Annotated in this window: 20 protein-coding genes; 18 read left to right on the forward strand and 2 right to left on the reverse strand. The window is 31.2% G+C overall.

The genetic code is table 11. From position 1 onward, the window contains the following. The first annotated feature begins 231 nt into the window (after positions 1–231). Positions 232–2,238 carry an NAD-dependent DNA ligase LigA gene (ligA, locus tag NYQ10_RS13025; protein ID WP_289876754.1) on the forward strand — a complete coding sequence of 669 codons (2,007 nt, stop codon included), beginning with the start codon at positions 232–234 and terminating at the stop codon, positions 2,236–2,238. Further along, complete coding sequence (locus tag NYQ10_RS13030; protein WP_289876757.1) at positions 2,225–2,908, forward strand: hypothetical protein; 684 nt, start codon at positions 2,225–2,227, stop codon at positions 2,906–2,908. Before ligA ends, NYQ10_RS13030 begins: the two co-directional genes overlap by 14 nt. On the opposite strand, the gene NYQ10_RS13035 is transcribed toward NYQ10_RS13030, so the two are convergent. Then, positions 2,895–3,806: a bifunctional metallophosphatase/5'-nucleotidase gene (locus NYQ10_RS13035; RefSeq protein WP_289876758.1), complete on the reverse strand. Its 912-nt coding sequence runs from the start codon at positions 3,804–3,806 to the stop codon at positions 2,895–2,897. The two genes, NYQ10_RS13030 and NYQ10_RS13035, sit on opposite strands and share 14 nt — an antisense overlap. A 42-nt stretch (positions 3,807–3,848) precedes the next feature. Next, complete coding sequence (locus tag NYQ10_RS13040; RefSeq protein WP_289876759.1) at positions 3,849–4,628, reverse strand: 5'-nucleotidase C-terminal domain-containing protein; 780 nt, start codon at positions 4,626–4,628, stop codon at positions 3,849–3,851. A 47-nt stretch (positions 4,629–4,675) separates the two neighbouring features. Between NYQ10_RS13040 and NYQ10_RS13045 the strand changes: the two genes are divergently transcribed. From NYQ10_RS13045 to NYQ10_RS13120, 16 genes are all read left to right on the forward strand, one after another. Beyond that, on the forward strand, positions 4,676–5,188 hold the full coding sequence (locus NYQ10_RS13045) for a DUF6913 domain-containing protein (RefSeq protein ID WP_289876760.1): 513 nt from the start codon (positions 4,676–4,678) through the stop codon (positions 5,186–5,188). 14 nt (positions 5,189–5,202) lie between these two features. Then, positions 5,203–6,084: a 4-hydroxy-tetrahydrodipicolinate synthase gene (gene dapA, locus NYQ10_RS13050; RefSeq protein WP_289876761.1), complete on the forward strand. Its 882-nt coding sequence runs from the start codon at positions 5,203–5,205 to the stop codon at positions 6,082–6,084. Between the two features lie 135 nt (positions 6,085–6,219). Continuing rightward, positions 6,220–7,014: an outer membrane protein assembly factor BamD gene (locus tag NYQ10_RS13055; RefSeq protein ID WP_289876762.1), complete on the forward strand. Its 795-nt coding sequence runs from the start codon at positions 6,220–6,222 to the stop codon at positions 7,012–7,014. Positions 7,015–7,022: 8 nt separating this feature from the next. Beyond that, a complete protein-coding gene (locus NYQ10_RS13060) occupies positions 7,023–7,340 on the forward strand; it encodes a DNA-directed RNA polymerase subunit omega (protein ID WP_007807938.1) in 318 nt (105 codons plus the stop codon). Between the two features lie 9 nt (positions 7,341–7,349). Then, complete coding sequence (gene coaBC, locus NYQ10_RS13065) at positions 7,350–8,564, forward strand: bifunctional phosphopantothenoylcysteine decarboxylase/phosphopantothenate--cysteine ligase CoaBC (RefSeq protein WP_289876763.1); 1,215 nt, start codon at positions 7,350–7,352, stop codon at positions 8,562–8,564. Positions 8,565–8,633: 69 nt separating this feature from the next. Beyond that, entirely contained in the window at positions 8,634–9,518 is an 885-nt protein-coding gene (locus NYQ10_RS13070) for a DUF4835 family protein (protein ID WP_289876764.1), read from the forward strand. A gap of 54 nt (positions 9,519–9,572) precedes the next feature. Beyond that, a complete protein-coding gene (gene recN / locus NYQ10_RS13075) occupies positions 9,573–11,225 on the forward strand; it encodes a DNA repair protein RecN (protein ID WP_289876765.1) in 1,653 nt (550 codons plus the stop codon). Positions 11,226–11,234: 9 nt separating this feature from the next. After that, positions 11,235–11,756, forward strand: a complete 522-nt coding sequence (locus NYQ10_RS13080) for a tetratricopeptide repeat protein (RefSeq protein ID WP_289876766.1) — start codon at positions 11,235–11,237, stop codon at positions 11,754–11,756. A 21-nt stretch (positions 11,757–11,777) separates the two neighbouring features. After that, positions 11,778–12,968, forward strand: a complete 1,191-nt coding sequence (fabV, locus tag NYQ10_RS13085) for an enoyl-ACP reductase FabV (RefSeq protein WP_289876767.1) — start codon at positions 11,778–11,780, stop codon at positions 12,966–12,968. A 127-nt stretch (positions 12,969–13,095) separates the two neighbouring features. Further along, positions 13,096–14,094, forward strand: coding sequence for a glycosyltransferase (locus tag NYQ10_RS13090; RefSeq protein ID WP_289876768.1), 999 nt, complete (start codon positions 13,096–13,098; stop codon positions 14,092–14,094). 2 nt (positions 14,095–14,096) lie between these two features. Next, entirely contained in the window at positions 14,097–14,693 is a 597-nt protein-coding gene (gene coaE, locus NYQ10_RS13095; RefSeq protein ID WP_289876769.1) for a dephospho-CoA kinase, read from the forward strand. Between the two features lie 59 nt (positions 14,694–14,752). Continuing rightward, positions 14,753–16,339: a sensor histidine kinase gene (locus NYQ10_RS13100; RefSeq protein WP_289876770.1), complete on the forward strand. Its 1,587-nt coding sequence runs from the start codon at positions 14,753–14,755 to the stop codon at positions 16,337–16,339. Between the two features lie 3 nt (positions 16,340–16,342). Next, on the forward strand, positions 16,343–17,059 hold the full coding sequence (locus NYQ10_RS13105; protein WP_008463080.1) for a response regulator transcription factor: 717 nt from the start codon (positions 16,343–16,345) through the stop codon (positions 17,057–17,059). Positions 17,060–17,598: 539 nt separating this feature from the next. Beyond that, positions 17,599–18,990: an RtcB family protein gene (locus NYQ10_RS13110; protein WP_289876771.1), complete on the forward strand. Its 1,392-nt coding sequence runs from the start codon at positions 17,599–17,601 to the stop codon at positions 18,988–18,990. A gap of 606 nt (positions 18,991–19,596) precedes the next feature. Beyond that, positions 19,597–20,286: a peptide chain release factor H gene (gene prfH, locus NYQ10_RS13115; RefSeq protein WP_289881040.1), complete on the forward strand. Its 690-nt coding sequence runs from the start codon at positions 19,597–19,599 to the stop codon at positions 20,284–20,286. Beyond that, on the forward strand, positions 20,273–20,806 hold the full coding sequence (locus NYQ10_RS13120; protein WP_289876772.1) for a hypothetical protein: 534 nt from the start codon (positions 20,273–20,275) through the stop codon (positions 20,804–20,806). Before prfH ends, NYQ10_RS13120 begins: the two co-directional genes overlap by 14 nt. The last annotated feature ends 190 nt before the right edge of the window (positions 20,807–20,996 follow it).

Here is a 20,996-nt window from a genome sequence, read left to right on the forward strand (position 1 = left end):
TTGTAAATCTTTGATTATCAATGAAAAATATAAAACGCCAAAACCATTTGGAAGTTGGTTTTATTAATTCTTTTTTAAGAATAATGGACAAGGAGAAAATCAGACTGCATGAATTTGCAGTCTGATTTTTGATTTTTTAAAACTTTCATTTTTTGTGCTTTCGAACAAAAATAAATTCTAATTTTGATACATAGTTTTTCACATTTATAATCTGCAATATTTTAGAATTTTATGAGCATTCAAGAGACCATTCAAAACCTTAGAAATGAACTTAATCAACACAATTATAATTATTATGTGTTAGACAATGCTACAATTTCAGATTATGATTTTGATGTAAAATTGAAAGAGCTTCAAGATTTAGAAAACAAGCATCCAGAATTTTTTGATGAGAATTCGCCAACACAAAGAGTCGGTGGCGCAATTACCAAAAATTTTAAAACAATCGCACATCAATATAGAATGTATTCTTTAGACAATTCATATTCTAAAGAAGATCTTTTAGATTGGGAAAATCGTATTCAAAGAGTATTAGGAAATGTTAATTTGCAATATACTTGCGAATTGAAATATGATGGCGCTTCTATTAGTATTAGTTACGAAAACGGAAAATTAGTTCAAGCATTAACGCGTGGTGACGGTTTTCAAGGAGATGAGGTAACGAATAATATTAAAACTATAAAATCAATTCCTTTGCATTTAAAAGGAAACTATCCAGATAAATTTGATATTCGTGGCGAAATAATTCTTCCATTTGCCGGATTCGAAAAAATGAATCAGGAATTAATTGAAATTGGAGAAACACCATATTCAAATCCAAGAAATACAGCTTCAGGAAGTTTAAAACTGCAAGATAGTGCTGAAGTTGCTAAAAGACCTTTAGAATGTTTATTGTATTTTGTTACAGGAAATAATTTGCCATTTTCTTCACAATTTGAAGGTTTAGAATCGGCGAGAAATTGGGGCTTTAAAGTTCCAAAAGAAGCAAAGTTGGTCAATAACATGCACGAAGTTTTTGACTTTATAGATTATTGGGATGTTCACCGCCATAATCTTCCTTACGAAACAGACGGAGTTGTAATTAAAGTAAACAGCATTCAGCATCAGGAAGAATTAGGTTATACAGCAAAATCGCCTCGTTGGGCTATAGCTTATAAATTTAAATCTGAACAAGTTTCAACAAAATTAAAATCAATTTCTTATCAAGTTGGAAGAACGGGTGCTATAACGCCAGTTGCTAATTTAGAGCCTGTACAGCTTGCAGGAACTATTGTAAAAAGAGCTTCTCTTCACAACGCAGATCAAATCGAAAAACTAGATATTAGAATAAATGATACCGTTTTTGTTGAAAAAGGCGGAGAAATTATTCCAAAAATCATTGCAGTAGATTTAGATAAACGTCCTGAAAATTCTGAACCAACACAATATATAACACATTGTCCTGAATGCCAGACGGAATTGGTTAGAAATGAAGGCGAAGCGAATCACTATTGCCCTAATTTCTACGGTTGCCCTCCGCAAATTATCGGAAGAGTGCAGCATTACATTTCAAGAAAAGCAATGGATATTGAAGGACTTGGAGGAGAAACCGTAGCTTTACTTTTCAAAAATAATTTAGTTCATAATTATGCCGATCTTTATGAACTGAAAGTAGAAGATATTCTGCATTTAGAAAGAATGGCGCAAAAATCTGCCGAAAACTTGGTAAATGGAGTTCAGAAATCAAAAGAAATTCCATTTGAAAGTGTATTATTTGCACTTGGAATTCGTTTTGTTGGCGAAACTGTAGCTAAGAAATTGGCTAAACATTATAAAAATATCGATGCACTAAGCCAAGCTTCGTTAATGGATTTGATTTTGGTTGATGAAATTGGAGAAAGAATTGCAAAAAGCGTTATTGAATTCTTTGAAAACGAAGAAAATAAGAAAATTATAGAACGTTTAAAAAGCTACGGAATACAATTTGAAATTGAAGAAAAAATAAATCCAAATGCTACAGAAAAATTCGTTGGAAAAACATTCGTAGTTTCGGGAGTTTTTAGTCAATTTTCAAGAGATGAATTGAAGAAAACCATTGAAGACAATGGAGGGAAAGTGGGAAGCTCTATTTCTGCAAAAACAGATTTTGTTGTTGCAGGAGATAATATGGGACCAGCAAAATTAGAAAAAGCGACTAAATTGAATATTCCAATATTATCTGAAGAAGATTTTTTAAACAAATTAAATGAAACCGAATAAGCCGTCATTAATTTTGTTTTTTCTGGCATTGTTGTGTACCATCATTTTTGATTGGACACAACAAGACGTTTTTGCGACGTATGCCAAAGCCATTATTCTTCCGGCTATTTTTATTTATTTTTTAATAAGTAGCGAATTTCAAATTGGTAAAACAGAAGGAGGTATTTTTTTCTGTTGTTTTGTAGGACAGGTTTTTGATTTAATGGATATTGAACTGGGCGGCGTAATTAGTTTTCTCGTCGTCTACCTTTTAATTGTATTCATAATTCTTAGAGAACATGAAAGAATACAGTTAACAAAAAGAGATGTCCTGCCAATTTCGATTGTAGTGGTTTTTATTGTCTATTTATTAATTTCAGTTTTAAGCATAAAACTAGACAGTTTAGACAGATTTAATTTCATTTATATCTTGTACGGAGTTATACTAAGCATAATGAGTTATTTCTGTTTTGTAAGTTACATCACAAAAGGGACACATATTACTTTATTAATGTCCCTTATGGCTGTAAGCTATATCTTTTCAGATATATTTTATATTTTCAATGAATATTTCTCTTATTCTATTGTTTTGGTCTTAATACGAGACGTGACTCAAATTCTAGCTTATTATTTTATGGTAGAATACTTTTTAGAAAAAGCTAGAATTCAGAACAAGCCTATACAACAATAGAGGCGCTTTGGTTAGTGTGAGCTTTGTCTTTATCGAAATAAAAGTCAATTCTGCCTAAGTTAATTCCGTAACAACCAACTTGGTTAACCAAAACATCTTTTCCAGCTTTGTTTTTTACAACAGTTGGTTTGTCTAAGAAAGTATGAGTGTGTCCGCCAATAATCAAATCGATGTCTTGGGTTTGAGCTGCAAATTTCAAATCAGAAATTTTGTCAGCGTCATCTTTGTAATTGTATCCAATGTGAGAAAGACAGATTACTAAATCACATTTCTGTTCGTGTTTTAGAAGTTTCGTCATATCTTGAGCCACTTCAACAGGATCGTTGTAAACTGTTTCCAGATACATTTTTTTGTCTACTAAACCAGCTAATTCAATTCCAACACCAAAAACACCAACTTTAATTCCGTTTTTATTGAAGATTTTGTATGGTTTTACCTGACCATCCATAACCGTATTTTTAAAATCGTAATTCGAATTGATAAAATCAAAAGTAGCATGTGGAAGTTGAGCGTATAATCCGTCAAGACCATTGTCAAAATCATGATTTCCAATTGTCGAAGCATCATATTTCATCATGCTCATTAATTTAAATTCCAATTCTCCTCCATAATAATTAAAATATGGAGTTCCTTGAAAAATATCTCCTGCGTCTAATAAAAGCACATTTGGGTTTTCTTTACGAATAGTTTCAATTAATGCCGCACGACGAGAAACACCACCTTTATTAGGATTACGCGGATCATCAGCAGGAAAAGGATCGATATGGCTATGCACATCATTAGTATGTAAAACAGTTAAATGTTTAATATCGTTAGTTTCAAAACTGCTCAAAGACAATCCTAAACTTAATAGGGCAGTACTTGCTGCTGTTTTTTCTATAAACTCTCTTCTTTTCATTTTATATTTTTTTTGCAGGAATGCTTACTTTTTCTTTAATTTTTATTCTTCAGTAATTCTGATATTTTTCGGAGCAAGAACGGTATCTACTTCTTTAAAATAATCAATTAATACATTTCTAAGCTTATAGTTTAGATCGAATTTTTGAGTGCTTTTTGCAAAGAAAGTCATGCTGTCGCCACCATTTGCCAAATAATCATTGGTTGCAACATAATAAGTCTTATTAAGATCAAGTGGTTTTCCTTGAATTTGAATGTTTTTAGCGGTATTCTGTTTTGTAATCGTAAAAGTCATTCCAGATAAAGGCTGAGGTTTTTTCTCCTTTATTATATAAGCCGCAATATCTTGAATTTGCTCACCTTTTAGCGCTAATACTACGAGATTGTTTTCAAAAGGCATGATTTCAAAAGCAGATCTTGTAGTCACATTTCCTTTAGGAAGAATAGCGCGAATACCTCCATGATTTAAAAGACATAAATCTATATCTTTATTTTCACGCGCTTTAAAAACAGTATTTCCTCTTTGCAAACAAACGTCAGCTAATAAACTTCCAATGCTAGTTTGCCATTTTCCTGTGCTTTTGTCTAGCGTTTCAGGACAATAAGCTAAAACATTATCTAAATCTTGGTTAATGTGATCGCGATAAGGCTTTATAAAGGATTCAATTTCTGGTGTTTCCGAAGCTTTTTCTGTAACAGGAAGCTGTTTTCCTTCGATCTTAGTTAAATTGTAATTTTTCGTTCCGCAAGAAGAGATTGAAAAAAGTGTTAAGAATATAACAAAAAGTTTTAAAAATCCGTTATACTTTTTTAGTTTTACCATTTTAAATGCAACTTAAATAATTAATTTTGTAATCTGGTAAAAGTACTATGTTTTTGAATTATATAAAGGAGTTTTTTGTAAAAAAATCATTAAAAAATAACTTGAGTAATGAAAATGACAAAGTTTTTTCCAGAAACGTTCAAACAATTGGTTTATTGATAGATGAAAGTAATTTTGAAGATTCAGAATCTTTAATTAAAGAATTAACGCTTCAGGGAATTGCTTTAGAAAACATAAAAGTTGTTGCTTACGAAGCTAAATTCAAAGAAAAAGCAATCTATTTACGACCTACTTTTGGTAAAAAACACATTAGTTGGAACGGCGAAATAGCAGAAAATTTTTTAAACGAATTTATAAATTTAGAGTTTGATGTTTTGTTGAGTTATTATGATGTCGAGAATGTCTTTTTAATGATGATTACAAATAAGTCGAAAGCTAAATTTAAAGTCGGATTTTCTAATGTAGACAATAGATTAAACCGTTTGATGATCAATACAGAATTACAAAACTATAAACTGTTCATTTCGGAATTGTTTAGGTATTTAAAAAATATAAAATAAATTATAATTAAAATATGCAATCATTAATAGGAACTGGTGTTGCTTTAGTAACTCCATTTAAAAAAGATTTTTCAGTTGACATTGAAGCTTTACATCGAATTGTAAACTTTTCTATAGATGGAGGAGTGGAGTATCTTGTTGTTATGGGAACAACTGCAGAAAATGCAACCCTAACAGCAGATGAGAAAGAATTGGTTATAAAGACTGTAATCGATGTAAATAAAGGAAGATTGCCTCTAGTTTTAGGAGTTGGAGGAAACAACACTATGCAGATTGTTGAAGAGTTAAAAACAAGAGATTTTTCTGCTTTTGAAGCAATTTTATCTGTTTCACCATATTATAATAAACCAACGCAAGAAGGAATTTACCAGCATTTTAAAGCAATTGCTGAAGCTTCTCCGATTCCGGTAATTTTATATAATGTTCCAGGAAGAACATCTAGCAACATGCTTCCTTCTACAGTAATTCGTTTGGCAAATGATTTTGATAATGTTGTAGCGATAAAAGAAGCAGCAGGAGATATGGCTCAGGCAATGCAGATTATCAAAAATGCACCAAAAGATTTTCTTGTTATTTCTGGAGATGATATGCTGGCGCTGCCAATCGTTTTAGCGGGTGGAGCAGGAGTTATTTCTGTAATCGGACAAGGTTTTCCTAAAGAATTTTCAGAAATGATTCGTTTAGGATTGAATAAAAAAGTTGCTGATGCATTCAAAACGCATTACTTTTTATCAGACAGTATAGATATGATTTTTGAACAAGGAAATCCAGCTGGAATCAAACAAATCTTCCAAGCGCTTGGAATTGCTGATAATACCGTTCGTCTTCCATTAGTTTCTGTTGACGAATCTCTAGCAGAAAGACTAAATGACTTCGTAAAAAATAGCATTAAATAATTGTTAAAGTGTTAGTATTTTAAGATACTAAAAAATTATTTTGCAGTAGCTAAATTAATAACTAAATTTGCCACCGATTATTCGGTGTTATTTTGCTTTGGCATAATTGTCTGAAATCGTAATAATAATTATAAAATGAAAAAAATAGTATCGCTATTAATTGTTGTAACTCTTTTTTGTTCTTGTGGAGAATATCAAAAAGCGTTGAAAAATGAAGATGTTGCAGCAAAATTTGAAATGGCAACAAAAATGTATGATGCCGGAAAATATTCAAAAGCGATTCGTCTTTTCGAGCAATTGGCAACTTCTTATAGAGGAAAGCCTCAAGCAGAAAAGCTATTTTATATGTTTTCACAATCTTATTATAAAACGAAACAGTATTATTTAGCAGGATATCAATTTGAAGCTTTCGTTTCTGGTTATCCAAGAAGTGAAAAAGTACAGGAAGCAGCTTTTTTAGGAGCTTACAGTTATTCAAAACTAGCGCCTGTTTATAGTTTAGATCAATCAGATACAGTAAAAGCATTAGATAAATTACAGGCTTTTATCGATAATTATCCAAATTCAGAATATATTGCTCAAGCGAATGAAGCAGTGCAAAGACTGAACGGAAAATTAGAGAAAAAAGCATACGAAAATGCTAAAGGTTATAATACAATTTCAGATTATAAATCAGCTTTGGTCGCTTTTGATAATTTTATCGCTGATTTTCCTGGAACACCTTTTAAAGAAGATGCCTTGTTTTATAAATATGATTCGGCATATCAATTGGCAATTAACAGTGTGTCTTCTAAAATGGAAGAACGTTTAAATGTTGCTAAAGTGGCTTATAATAACTTAATTAAGTTTAAAAGCGATACAAAATACAAAGTTAAAGCGGACGAAATGAACGCTAGAGTTGAAACAGATTTACAAAAATTTACTAAATAAATAAAGTCATGGATTTAAAAAAGACGAATGCTCCTGTTAATACAATAACTTACAATAAAACAGTTATTGAAGAGCCAACAGGAAATGTGTATGAGGCAATTACCATTATGGCTAAAAGAGCAAATCAAATTAATTCTGAGATTAAAAAAGAATTGACTGAAAAATTAGAAGAGTTTGCTACTTATAATGATAGTCTAGAGGAAGTTTTTGAAAATAAAGAACAAATCGAAGTTTCTAAATTTTACGAAAAATTACCAAAACCACACGCTTTAGCTGTTCAAGAATGGTTAGACGGAAAAACTTACCACAGAGGTTCAAACAAATAATATAGTACAATGTCAGTTTTAAACGGGAAGAAAATTTTACTGGGTGTTTCCGGTGGAATTGCAGCCTATAAAACAGCCACTTTAGTACGACTTTTTATAAAAGCAGGTGCACATGTCCAGGTGATAATGACACCTGCTTCTAAGGATTTTGTAACTCCACTTACATTATCTACTTTATCTAAAAACCCAGTACATTCAAGTTTCTTCAATCAAGATGATGAAGGTGAAGTTTGGAACAATCATGTTGAATTAGGTCTTTGGGCCGATTTAATGCTGATTGCGCCTGCTACTGCCAATACTTTGTCTAAAATGGCAACGGGAAACTGTGATAATCTCTTAATTGCGGCTTATTTATCTGCTAAATGTCCAGTCTATTTTGCGCCTGCAATGGACTTGGATATGTACAAACATCCTTCTACTTTATCAAGTTTTGTAGCTTTAAAACAGTTTGGAAATGTTATGATTCCTGCTGAAAACGGAGAATTAGCAAGCGGTCTTTCTGGAGAAGGAAGAATGGCTGAGCCAGAAAATATTGTTGCCTTTTTAGAAGCTGATTTAGAAAGTAAATTACCTTTAAAAGGAAAAAAAATACTAGTTACTGCAGGACCAACATACGAAGCGATAGATCCCGTGCGTTTTATAGGAAATCATTCTTCTGGTAAAATGGGGTTTGATATTGCTAATGAAGCGGCTAGTTTAGGGGCAGAAGTTTTTTTAATTGCAGGGCCAACACATTATAAAGCAAAAAATGCTTTAGTAAAAGTAACAGATGTAGTTTCGGCACAAGAAATGTATGATGCTTGTCATTTGTATTTTGGCAAAGTAGATGCTGCAATTGCTGCGGCTGCTGTAGCAGATTATAAACCTAAATTTGTTGCAGATCAGAAGATTAAGAAGAATGATGCTGAATTTTCGATTGAACTTGAAAAGACAAAAGATATATTGTCTTCTTTAGGTGCAATCAAAAAAAATCAGTTCTTAATTGGATTTGCATTAGAAACTGAAAATGAAATTGAAAATGCTAAGTTGAAAATTCAGAAAAAAAACTTAGATTTGATTGTTTTAAATTCCTTACAAGATAAAGGCGCCGGTTTTAAAAAAGAAACCAATAAAGTAACTTTTATTGATAAAAATTTTGAGATCGAACCTATGGAATTAAAATCAAAAGAATCTGTTGCGGCTGATATTTTGAATAAAGTTATAAAGCATTTTTCAAAATCATAAATTTAAAATATACGCCGAAAACACTAAATCGAAATGATTTGTGTTTATAAAATTAAATTTTAGATGATTATGAATAAGATAGTTACGCTATTGATGTTTTTAAGCTTTGGTTTTGTGCAAGCGCAACAGCTAAACTGTACAGTAACTATTAATACTGAGCGACTTACAAATCCGAATAATCAGGTTTTTAAGACGCTTCAAACTTCTCTTTCTGAGTTTGTAAATAAAACAGATTGGACAGGTTCAGCTTTAAAGCAAAACGAAAGAATAAACTGTTCGATGTATATCACTTTATCATCCAACAGCTCAGATCAATTTACGGGAACTATTCAGGTGCAATCTTCTAGACTGATTTTTAATTCTACTTATTCTTCCCCGATCTTAAATTACAACGACAAAGATTTTAATTTCAGATATACAGAATACGAACCGTTGTTGTTTAATCCAACGACTTATGACTCGAATTTAGTTTCTGTGATTTCTTTCTACTGCTATATGATTTTGGGTATGGATGCCGATAGTTTTCAAATGGGAGCTGGAAATCCGTATTTTCAAACGGCACAAAATATTGCCAATGTAGCACAACAAGGTGGATTTAAAGGTTGGAGCCAAGCAGATGGACTTCAAAATCGTTATTTTTTAATTAACGATATGATTGCGCCAACTTACAGTGATTTGCGTCAGACTGTTTATTCATATCATACTGGTCTAGATGCTATGACTTTAGATTTAAAAGCTTCAAAGGAAAAAATTAAATCTTCATTGATGCTTATCGGAAAATTAAATTCAATTAAACCAAACGCTTTTATTACTCGAGTTTTTTTTGATGCCAAATCAGATGAAATAGTTTCAATTTTTTCTGGTGGTCCAAGTATTACTGTTTCTGATTTAACTGATGTTTTGAATAAAGTTTCGCCTTTAAACTCAACAAAATGGTCTCAGATTAAGTATTAATTCTGTTTTCGTTTTTATAAATCTTCACTAAATTTCATTTTACAAAACTGCTCTATGATTACGTCACTGTCAATTAAAAATTATGCTCTAATTGAAAAACTTGCAATAGATTTCTCTAAAGGTTTTTCTATAATTACAGGTGAGACAGGTGCGGGTAAATCGATTATATTAGGTGCAATTGGTCTTGTTTTAGGAAAAAGAGCCGATTTAAGTTCTTTAAAAAATAAAGAAGAAAAATGTGTAATCGAAGCTCAGTTTGAAATTGGTAAATATAACTTGAAAGAATTTTTCGAAGCCAATGATTTGGATTATGAAGAGGAAACAATTATTAGACGTGAAATTCTTCCTTCGGGCAAATCACGTGCTTTTATAAATGACAGTCCAGTCAATCTTCAAGAATTGCAAGATTTAAGTTTGTATCTAATCGATATTCATTCGCAACAGCAAACTCAAGAATTGTCAGATGAAAATGTGCAATTTAAAATTATTGATGCCATTGCAAATAATGGAGATATTATTTCCGAATATCAAAAACTCCTAAAATCTTATAAAACAGATAAATCTAAGTTTAATGCTTTGCTTAAAAAACAAAGTGATTCTGGAAAAGAACAGGAATACAATACTTTTTTGTTGAATGAATTGGTTTCGGCTCAATTAAAATCTGGTGAACAGGAAGAATTAGAGTCTGATTATGAAAAACTGAATAATGTTGAGGTAATTAAAGAAGCTCTTGATAAATCTTTGGTAATTTCAAATGAAGAACAATTTGGTGTTTTTCATAATTTAAATGAAATAAAAAATGCGCTACAAAAAGTGGCGTCATTTTCGCCAGAATATCAAAATCTATTTGAAAGAATAACGAGTTTAGCAATTGAATTTGATGATATTTCCAAAGAATTAGAAAATTGTTCGGAAAAATTATTAAATGATCCTACGCAATTAGAATTAGTAAATCAAAAATTGCAATTGATTTATAATCTTCAGAAAAAACATGCGGTAAGTTCTGTTGATGATTTGTTGCAGATTCAGGCAGATTTAGGAAATACTTTGTTGGAGCTTGATAATATGGATGAAGAAATTGCTTCGTTATCTAAAATTATCGAGCAAAAAACAATCGAATTGGATAAATATGCCGATAAAATTCATCAAAATAGAATAAATGCTATCCCGAAATTATCAGAACAGTTAATTTCGATTTTGCAAACTTTAGGAATGCCGAATACGCGTTTCAAAATGGAATTGTTGCCTTCAGAAACGTATTTTCAAAACGGAAAAGAAGAATTACAATTCTTATTTTCTGCAAACAAAGGAACCGATTTTGGTTTGTTGAAAAAAGTTGCTTCGGGAGGAGAAATGTCACGTATTATGTTGGCAGTAAAAGCAATTTTGGCAAAATATTCGAAATTACCAACTTTAATTTTTGACGAAATTGATACTGGAGTTTCTGGAGAAATAGCAATAAGAATGGGAGAGATTATGAAAGAAATGAGCGCTACAATGCAGATATTTGCAATTACACATTTGCCGCAAATTGCAGCAAAAGGAGATTCTCATTTTAAAGTTTCAAAATCTACAGTTGGAAATGATACGCAATCAGAATTGAAGCTTTTGTCGCAAGAAAACCGAATTTTAGAAATTGCTCAAATGTTATCTGGAGCAAATGTTTCTGATTCGGCATTAAACCATGCAAAACAATTATTGAACTAAAATATAGAAATGGAAAGTTTGAGTTTTTACGAAAATCAATTTATTAAAGCTGATGCATTAATTTCTGAAGGAAATTCTGCAGATGCAAAAGAATTACTAGAAGATATTTTGTCTCAATATCCTGATTTTGGAAAAGCCCATAATCATTTGGGATGGATTTACTATAATAAATTAAGTGACTACGAAAAAGGAGTTTATCATTATAAATTAGCAATGAAATTTGATTCAAAATATCCTGCTCCTTATCTTAATTATACTTATTTATTAATAGATCTTGGTCGATACGCTGAAGCAAAAGAGCATATCAATTTTACTTTAGCAAATTTAGAAAATGCGGATAACTCTACTTATAACAGTGAATTAGGTAGAATGGCAGAATATGAAGGTGAGTTCGCGGCAGCTTATGCTTATTATAAAGGAGCGACTAAAAATGCTTTAAACCCAAATTTTATTGACAATATGAATGCCAATATGAAAAGGGTTAAGGATAAAATGTCTATTTTTGAAAAATTAAAATTGAAATTCAAATAATACAAAAAAAATAATTACAAGATGATTATAGAACCTAGAATGAGAGGATTTATTTGTTTGACTGCCCATCCAACGGGAGCTGAACAAAATGTAAAAAATCAAATCGAGTACGTAAAATCTAAAGGAGAAATTGCTGGGCCTAAAAAAGTTTTGGTAATTGGTGCTTCTACTGGTTTCGGATTAGCTTCAAGAATTACTAGTGCTTTTGGTTCTGGTGCATCAACTATTGGAGTATTTTTTGAAAAACCACCAGTTGAAGGAAAAACTGCTTCTCCAGGATGGTATAATTCTGCTGCATTTGAAAAAGAAGCTCATAAAGCAGGTTTATATGCTAAAAGTATCAATGGCGATGCATTCTCAAATGAAATAAAAAGAGAAACTTTAGATTTAATCAAAGCTGATTTAGGGCAAGTTGATCTTGTAATTTATAGTTTAGCTTCTCCAGTTCGTACAAATCCTAACACAGGTGTTACACATCGTTCAGTTTTAAAGCCAATTGGACAAACTTTTACAAATAAAACAGTTGATTTTCATACAGGAAAAGTTTCAGAAGTTTCTATTGCTCCTGCAAACGAAGAAGATATTGAAAATACTGTAGCCGTTATGGGAGGTGAAGACTGGGCAATGTGGATTGATGCTTTAAAAGCTGAAAATTTATTAGCTGAAGGTGCTACAACGGTTGCTTACTCTTACATCGGGCCATCATTAACAGAGGCAGTTTACCGTAAAGGAACTATTGGGCGTGCAAAAGATCATTTAGAAGCTACAGCATTTACAATTGGAGATTCTTTAAAATCTATCGGAGGAAAAGCTTATGTTTCTGTAAATAAGGCATTAGTAACTCAAGCGAGTTCTGCAATTCCAGTAATTCCGTTATATATTTCACTTTTATATAAAATTATGAAAGAAGAAGGAATTCATGAAGGTTGTATTGAGCAGATTCAACGTTTATTCCAAGACAGATTGTATAACGGTTCAGAGGTTCCTGTTGATGAAAAAGGAAGAATCAGAATCGATGATTGGGAAATGCGTGATGATGTTCAAGAAAAAGTGGCTAAACTTTGGTTAGAAGCAACTACAGAAACATTACCAGAAATTGGAGATCTTGCAGGATATAGAAATGATTTCTTAAATTTATTCGGATTTGAATTTGCTGGTGTAGATTATGCTGCAGATACAAACGAAGTTGTTGAAATAGAAAGTATCAAATAGTATATTTTTACTTATAGTAAAACGAAAACCATCAATCAAAAGTTGATGGTTTTTTTGTTAATATACCTTATCTTTGTTAAAATTTTAAATATTTAAAAATTACCCTTTAATAACCGCACACTCTGCTATGATTTTTTCTCTAATTATACCCGTGTATAATCGTCCTGATGAAGTTGATGAACTTTTAGAAAGTCTCTCAAAATCAGATTATAATGAAGCTTTTGAAATTGTTCTTGTCGAAGATGGATCTTCAGTGCCATGCCGAGATGTGGTAATGAATTATCAAGGAAAATTAAACATATCCTATTATTTTAAAGAAAATTCAGGTCCTGGAGATTCAAGAAATTATGGAATGCAGAGAGCAAGAGGAGATTATTTTATCATTTTTGACTCAGATTGTATTATTCCGGCGCAATATTTAACAGAAGTTCGTAAAGAATTAGATGCTAATTATGTAGATTGCTTTGGAGGTCCAGATAAGGCACTTGATAGTTTTTCGGACATTCAGAAAGCCATCAATTTTGCAATGACTTCTTTTTTGACTACAGGCGGAATTAGAGGAGGTTCTGAAAAGATAAATAAGTTTCAGCCAAGAAGTTTTAATATGGGAATTTCTAGAAAAGCTTTTGAAGCTTCAAAAGGTTTTGGAAACATACATCCAGGCGAAGATCCAGATTTATCAATCCGTTTATGGAACTTAGGATTCGAAACTAGGCTGTTTAAAGAGGCTTATGTATATCATAAAAGAAGAATTGATTGGGAAAAATTCTCTATCCAAGTCAATAAATTTGGTATTGCGCGACCGATTTTAAATAGTTGGTATCCAGAACATAACAAGCTAACTTTTTTCTTTCCAACCCTTTTTATCTTAGGTTTATTATTAGCTTTTTTATTGTTAATTTTCAATATTGATATTTTATTACAATTATATTTCGTATATTTCGTTATAATTTTTCTTACAGCAAGTATTCAAAATAGAAGTATCAAAATTGGGTATTTGTCTGTAATAGCAGTTTGGAAACAGTTTTTTGGTTACGGAACAGGATTTTTAAAATCTTATATAAAAGTGATTTTATTAAAGAAAAAACCACAAGAAGCATTTCCACGTATGTTTTTTAAGTTATAATAATGACAAAGGTTATCGGTCTTACAGGAGGAATTGGTAGTGGCAAAACGACTATTGCGAATTATTTTAATGAATTGGGAGTTCCTGTTTATATTGCCGATGATGGCGCCAAAAGAGTAATGCAATCTCATGATATTCTTGAGGAAGTAAAATCTGTTTTTGGTAATAGCATTTTTGATGGAGAAGTTTTAAATAGAGCAAAATTAGCTCAGATAGTTTTTAATGATAAAGAACAATTAGCAAAATTAAATGCAATTGTACATCCAGGAGTAAAAAGAGATTTTGAATTATGGATGCAAGGTTATAAAAATTATGATTATGTAATTTATGAAGCCGCTATATTATTTGAAAGTGGTCGTTATAAAGAATGTGACGTAATTATAACAGTTACAGCTCCTGAGGAAATAAGAATTGAGCGTGTTATCGAACGAGATAAAACAACTAGAGAACAAGTTTTAAGCAGAATGAAAATGCAGTGGGATGATGAAAAACGAATTTCTAAGAGTAATTTCGTGATTAATAACGATAATCTTAAAATTGCTAAGGAAGAAGTTGTTAAAATTCTTAAAATTTTAAATATAAAACAAAATCAGTCTTAAATGTTAATATTTGGTTAATGTATTATTTAGTATATTGTTAAAATATTAATTTTGTTTCGATGAATAAATTATTTTTTAGAATACTTGTTTTGTTAATGAGTTTGTCCTTAATCGGGATAATTCTGGTTCAAGTATTTTGGTTCAATTCTTCGTTCAAAAATAATGAAGAACAATTTAAATACCACGTTACTCAAGTAATTGGAAATGTTGCAGACAAACTGGAACAGCAAGAAGAGTACAGTTTCTACGACAAATACAACCGTATTAAAGACAGTACGGGTAAAATTCCAAAAAAAGAAGATTTACTGGAAGTACTTTATGTACAAAGAAACCCGAAAACGAATAAAACAATTGTCTATTCGAGTACTTTGACATCTGAAGATTACGACATCAATGGTTCGGTTTTTGATAAAAAATTCAGTAATGAGCGTTTTAAAAATTTTAGTTCGAAAAGAGTCACTGAAATTTACAACAATAACAACGGTATTGATAATAACAATTTAGGACACAGTATCTTTCCAGATGATAGAATAGAAAAATCTGGAAGTTTAGATATTTTAAATAAAGTTCAGCAACAAATTCAATATAAAGACATTGCTTCTTTAACTCCAATTGAAGGAAGAGTAACAAAAGATAGGCTTTTCAAGTTATTAAAAAAAGAATTGGGAGAATATGAGGTTAAAACCAAGTTTGAATTTGGAATTTATAGCAGTGGCGTTCCAACCAAAATAAAATCTGACGGATTTCATTATGATAAAGACGCTACTTATAATATTCCAATTTTTACTGATAATGAAGGAAATAGTAAATATGAATTGTCTGTTACTTTTCCGAATAAAAAGAAATTCTTGTTATCAGAATTATTAAGTATTACTATTTTATCTATAGTATTTACATTGATTATTATAGTTGCTTATACAAGTGCATTGAATCAATTACTGCGTCAGAAACATATTTCTGAAATCAAAACCGATTTTATTAATAACATGACGCATGAGTTTAAAACTCCTATTGCAACTATAAATTTAGCTTTAGATGCTATTAAAAGCCCGAAAGTTATTGAAGATAAAGAAAAAGTTTATCGTTATCTCCAAATGATTAGAGATGAAAATAAACGAATGCATGCACAAGTTGAAAACGTTCTTCGTATTTCTAAGTTAGAAAAAAGAGAACTTGACATAACTAAAGAGCCTACTGTAGTTACTGATATTATTGATGATGCAATTGAGCACGTAAATCTAATATTAGAAGACAGACAAGGAACGGTTGAAAGGCATTATAATGCAGCGAGAACAACAGTTTTAATAAACGAAGTTCATTTCACAAATGTGTTGGTTAATATTTTAGAAAATGCTATAAAATATTCTCCAGACACTCCTAAAATTGAAATTTTTACAGAAAATGTAAAAGATGTAATTTTAATTAAGGTAAGAGATCACGGTTTAGGAATGAGTAAGATAGCTCAAAAGCGAGTTTTTGAGAAATTTTATAGAGAGCATACGGGAGATCTGCACAATGTAAAAGGTCATGGTTTAGGCCTGGCTTACGTAAAGAGAATTGTAGAAGACCATAACGGTCAAGTATATGTAGAAAGCGAAAAAGGAAAAGGTAGCACCTTTATAATAAAAATACCATTAATAAATTAAAATATGGAAAATACTAACAAAAGAATACTTTTAGTAGAAGATGACCTAAATTTTGGGGCGGTTCTTAAAGATTATCTAATGTTAAATGACTTTGAAGTTACTTTAGCTAAAAACGGTATGGAAGGTTTCGAAAAATTCAAGAAGGACGTATATGATTTGTGTATTCTTGATGTCATGATGCCTTATAAAGATGGCTATACTTTGGCTAAAGAAATTAGAGAAAAGAACAGTGAGGTGCCAATTATCTTTTTAACTGCAAAATCAATGAAAGAAGATGTGTTGAAAGGATACAAAGCTGGTGCTGACGATTATTTAAATAAACCTTTTGATTCTGAAGTGCTTTTAATGAAAATTAAAGCAATTATTCAAAGAAAATCTGCTGATACAAAAGCAGAACAAGTTCAATTTGAGTTTAACATTGGTAAATTCCATTTAAATTCTAAACTAAGATTCTTGACTTTCCAAGATGAAGAGCCTATTAAGTTATCTCCAAAAGAAAATGAATTGCTTAAAATGCTTATTCTTCATGAAAATGATTTAATGCCAAGAGAATTAGCTTTAACAAAAATTTGGAGAGATGATAACTACTTTACTTCAAGAAGTATGGACGTTTACATCGCTAAACTTAGAAAATACCTAAAAGCAGATGAAGATGTTGAAATCTTAAACATCCATGGAGAAGGTTTCAGACTTGTTGTAAAAAGTAAAGTTTCTGAATAATATTTTAGAATTCACTTAAAAAAAAGATATAAGCTCTGAGAAATCAGAGCTTTTTTTGTGGGCAAAATTTAGAATATTTTAAAAGATTCTTTTATGATTTATCTGATTGATAATTAATAGTTTAATTTCTGTTTTAAACTTGAGATTTGTATCTGAAAAATATTTTAAAAAGATTTTTCTCTAAAATAAATTTGGAAAATCAAAAAACAATTATGAATATTTGCACACGAAAAAAATAATAACCCTTTAAAAACGAAGAAAAAATGTTTGTACTTACATTGACATCACAAAGCTTCACGCCAAACGGATTTGGTGTAGCGTTTCTTCGTGGCTTATTTCAATCTTAGAAATATTTTTAGATATAAAAAAAGCCCGAAGACAGTTAGTTTCGGGCTTTTTTTATTCTAGACACTTCAAAATTTTCCCGAAAACATTTAGAATTTATCCGAAAGGATAGCAAATTCAGCATGTTTATTTCATTTTGATTTCTTTTAGATTTCAATCTGATTTATTCTGCATAACAGTATAATTAAAAATTTATGGGAAATAAATTATCTGGAAAAGACCTGATTAAACTAGGTTTTCCAAAGAACAATTCAATAAATATCGCCTTAGGGCAAATAAATAGATATAGAAAAAGAGAAAAAAAAGAATCTATTCTAACAGAAGCAAAAGATGTTTTATTGCATCCTGAAAAGTACGAAGGAAATGGAACATGGGGAAAAGTTGCCGAAGGTTTGATAAAACCGGTTCAGGTAAGAATGCATCAGCTTAAAAACACTAGAGTACCTTTTAAAATTTTTGGTGAAAATGAAATTGATGAACAAGCAAAGTTTCAATTGTATGATTCATTGAAACTGCCAATTTCAGTTGCTGGAGCTTTAATGCCAGATGCACATTCAGGTTACGGATTGCCAATTGGCGGCGTTTTGGCAACAGACAATGTAGTGATTCCGTATGGAGTTGGAGTTGATATTGGATGTCGAATGAGTCTTTCGATTTTTGACTTGCCAGCTTCTCATTTTAAAGGAAGAGAACATCAACTGGAAGCTATTTTAAAAGATAATACAAAGTTTGGAATGTATGAAACGCATGCTTCCAGAATTGATCATGAAGTATTTTATAAAAGTGAATTTCAAGATATTCCATTATTGAAAAATCTTTTACAAAAAGCCTACAAACAATTGGGAACTTCAGGTGGAGGAAATCATTTTGTAGAATTTGGAATTGCTAAAATCGATAATCCAGAAAATGAATGGAAATTGGAGAAAGGCGAATATTTCGCAGTTCTTTCACATAGCGGTTCTCGCGGTTTGGGTGCAAACATTGCAAAGCATTATACGTATTTAGCAACAAAACAATGTCCGTTACCAAAAAATGTTCAGCATTTGGCTTGGTTAGATTTGAATACACATGATGGTAAGGAATATTGGCTAGCAATGAATTTAGCTGGAGAATATGCAAAAGCCTGCCATGATGATATTCACAGACGAATTGCCAAAGCAATTGGAAAAAGAGTAGTGGTGACTATTGAAAACCATCACAATTTTGCTTGGAAAGAGATGGTTAACGGTCAGGAATGTATTGTGCATAGAAAAGGAGCAACTCCAGCAGGTGAAGGACAATTGGGAATTATCCCAGGTTCAATGACTGCGCCGGGTTACATTGTAAAAGGAAAAGGTAATGCTGAAAGTCTAAATTCGGCTTCGCATGGTGCAGGGCGTTTGTTTTCGAGAGCAAAATGCAAAAGCACTTTTACGCAAAGCGAAATCAAAAAGGTTTTGAAAGCTAATGATGTAACCTTGATTGGAGGAAATATTGATGAAGCACCAATGGCATACAAAGACATCGAGAAAGTAATGGCAAACCAAACCGATTTAGTTGAAGTTCTTGGAACCTTTACGCCGAAGATTGTTAGAATGGACCGTTAAAAAGAAAAAATATTATGGAAAGATTTCAAGATGAAAATAAATGGTTAGGGCATTTTGCAAATGAAATTTTTGTAAAATGTCCAAAATGTGAATGTAAATCTAGTATTATAAGAAATAAAATCAATCGTAACTGCAAATGTGGTGAATGTTATGACTATCAAGCATTGTTTCTATAAACTTGATAAACCAGTTTATCAATATATAGCTTATGGAAATCCATATTGCAACAATTGTTATGAACAATATGAATTTGAATCACAACCATTAAAAGAAAAACCAGAGAAGTATAAAGCAAAATGTCAATATTGTGGGTTTCACGAAGAATGGAAACCAAAGATTAAAGAGTTTCAACAGGATTCAAAAGTAGAAGATGGTTTGGTAAAAGATCAATACTATAACTTACCTCTTTGGTTTCAGAAAGAGATTGGTGGAAATATTTTCTGGGCTTATAATCAAGATCATATTGATTATCTAGAAAGATATATCCAAGCTAATTTAAGAGAGCGAAATTCAAAAGCGAATTACAATTCAAGCTTAGTTTCTCGTTTACCACAATTTGTAAAAGCAGCAAAAAATAGAGAAAAGCTGCTTAAAATTTTAAAAAAAATGGAAAGAATAATTCAAATAACAGCGGGTCGTGGACCTGCAGAATGCACTTGGGTTGTTGCTCAAGTGCTTAAAAAAGTTTTGGAAGAAGCTCAAGACCAAAATTTAGATGTGGTTTTACTGCAAAGAGAGAAAGGAGAAGAGAACGGAACTATTGAAACCGCATCGATTTCTGTAAAAGGAAAAAATGCAGATCAATTTGTGAAATCTTGGATAGGAACGATTCAATGGATTGGGCAGAGTCAGTTTAGGAAAATGCATAAACGGAAAAACTGGTTTATTGGAGTTTTTGAAATTGAACAGCAAAAGAATGAATTGGTTTCAGGAAATGATATTCAATATCAAGCTATGAGAAGTTCAGGAGCAGGAGGTCAGCATGTGAACAAAGTGAGTTCGGCAATTCGTGCGACGCATATTCCAACAGGAATTGCAGTTGTGGCAATGGATAGCCGTTCGCAACACCAAAACAAAAAACTGGCAACAGAAAGATTATTAAAAAAACTTGAAGACGAGAAGCTTGTTCAGCTTAAAAATCATGTGGGAAAACAATGGGAGAATCAACTGAATGTTGAAAGAGGAAATCCTGTTAGAGTTTTTACTGGAAGTGATTTTAAAAAGAATAAAATCGAGAAAAGCTACAAAGGAACTCGTCAAAAATTAAAAAACGATTTACGAAATGAAAACAATTGATAAATACCTTTTTCAAGCTTTGGATAATTATCCGTTTTGGCTTGAAGGAACAATTGAATCTCTAGATTATGCTTTCTCTTATGATGATAAAAATACAATGGTTTTGTGTTTGTACGGAAGAATTCAAGCAGAGCAATTATTGAATTATGAAGAAGCAAAATCTTATTTTCAGCAAGCTTTGTCGATTAATATTCATGCGCTTGAAGTATATCCGTATTATTTAAAAACATTGATTTTAAATGAAGATTATGAAGAAGCTCAGAAATTAATTGATTTTGCTTTGACAGTAAAAGGAATAAACAAATCGGAGATTTATATGAAGAAAGCAATCCTATTAGAAGTGCAGTATAAATTTAAAGATGCTTTAAAAGAAATTAAGCAGGCAAAATTATTTTCTATTCAACATGATTATGATTCGGGAATTAGTGAAGTTGAGAAAAGAATTAAAGGTAAAATGGATTTGTCAAAAAAGAAAAAGGAGAAGAAATCTAAGAAAGGTTCTAAAAAGAAATCGAAGTGATTTTGGTAAAAAAACGATGCAATTTGCATCGTTTTTTTTATTTATCAAAAGTAAATACTCAAAGTTTGTCATTTCGACGAAGGAGAAATCTTCGCGAGAAACTCTACAAAGATTGGCAAATTATTTGTGCGGAGCTACTTGCGAAGATTTCTCCTTCGTCGAAATGACAATATTGTGGTAAAGTAGGACG

Origin of the sequence: Flavobacterium johnsoniae (genome assembly GCF_030388325.1) — a bacterium.
GTDB classification, from domain to species: domain Bacteria; phylum Bacteroidota; class Bacteroidia; order Flavobacteriales; family Flavobacteriaceae; genus Flavobacterium; species Flavobacterium johnsoniae_C.

Bases quoted from the DNA above. Each gene is read 5' to 3' on its own strand.
- dapA (WP_289876761.1), top strand. From the start codon at position 5,203: ATGCAATCATTAATAGGAACTGGTGTTGCTTTAGTAACTCCATTTAAA.
- NYQ10_RS13030 (WP_289876757.1), top strand. From the start codon at position 2,225: ATGAAACCGAATAAGCCGTCATTAATTTTGTTTTTTCTGGCATTGTTG.
- NYQ10_RS13100 (WP_289876770.1), top strand. From the start codon at position 14,753: ATGAATAAATTATTTTTTAGAATACTTGTTTTGTTAATGAGTTTGTCC.
- recN (WP_289876765.1), top strand. From the start codon at position 9,573: ATGATTACGTCACTGTCAATTAAAAATTATGCTCTAATTGAAAAACTT.
- coaE (WP_289876769.1), top strand. From the start codon at position 14,097: ATGACAAAGGTTATCGGTCTTACAGGAGGAATTGGTAGTGGCAAAACG.
- NYQ10_RS13035 (WP_289876758.1), bottom strand. From the start codon at position 3,806: ATGAAAAGAAGAGAGTTTATAGAAAAAACAGCAGCAAGTACTGCCCTA.
- ligA (WP_289876754.1), top strand. From the start codon at position 232: ATGAGCATTCAAGAGACCATTCAAAACCTTAGAAATGAACTTAATCAA.
- NYQ10_RS13055 (WP_289876762.1), top strand. From the start codon at position 6,220: ATGAAAAAAATAGTATCGCTATTAATTGTTGTAACTCTTTTTTGTTCT.
- NYQ10_RS13090 (WP_289876768.1), top strand. From the start codon at position 13,096: ATGATTTTTTCTCTAATTATACCCGTGTATAATCGTCCTGATGAAGTT.
- fabV (WP_289876767.1), top strand. From the start codon at position 11,778: ATGATTATAGAACCTAGAATGAGAGGATTTATTTGTTTGACTGCCCAT.
- NYQ10_RS13110 (WP_289876771.1), top strand. From the start codon at position 17,599: ATGGGAAATAAATTATCTGGAAAAGACCTGATTAAACTAGGTTTTCCA.
- NYQ10_RS13105 (WP_008463080.1), top strand. From the start codon at position 16,343: ATGGAAAATACTAACAAAAGAATACTTTTAGTAGAAGATGACCTAAAT.
- prfH (WP_289881040.1), top strand. From the start codon at position 19,597: ATGGAAAGAATAATTCAAATAACAGCGGGTCGTGGACCTGCAGAATGC.
- coaBC (WP_289876763.1), top strand. From the start codon at position 7,350: ATGTCAGTTTTAAACGGGAAGAAAATTTTACTGGGTGTTTCCGGTGGA.
- NYQ10_RS13045 (WP_289876760.1), top strand. From the start codon at position 4,676: ATGTTTTTGAATTATATAAAGGAGTTTTTTGTAAAAAAATCATTAAAA.
- NYQ10_RS13060 (WP_007807938.1), top strand. From the start codon at position 7,023: ATGGATTTAAAAAAGACGAATGCTCCTGTTAATACAATAACTTACAAT.
- NYQ10_RS13040 (WP_289876759.1), bottom strand. From the start codon at position 4,628: ATGGTAAAACTAAAAAAGTATAACGGATTTTTAAAACTTTTTGTTATA.
- NYQ10_RS13120 (WP_289876772.1), top strand. From the start codon at position 20,273: ATGAAAACAATTGATAAATACCTTTTTCAAGCTTTGGATAATTATCCG.
- NYQ10_RS13080 (WP_289876766.1), top strand. From the start codon at position 11,235: ATGGAAAGTTTGAGTTTTTACGAAAATCAATTTATTAAAGCTGATGCA.
- NYQ10_RS13070 (WP_289876764.1), top strand. From the start codon at position 8,634: ATGAATAAGATAGTTACGCTATTGATGTTTTTAAGCTTTGGTTTTGTG.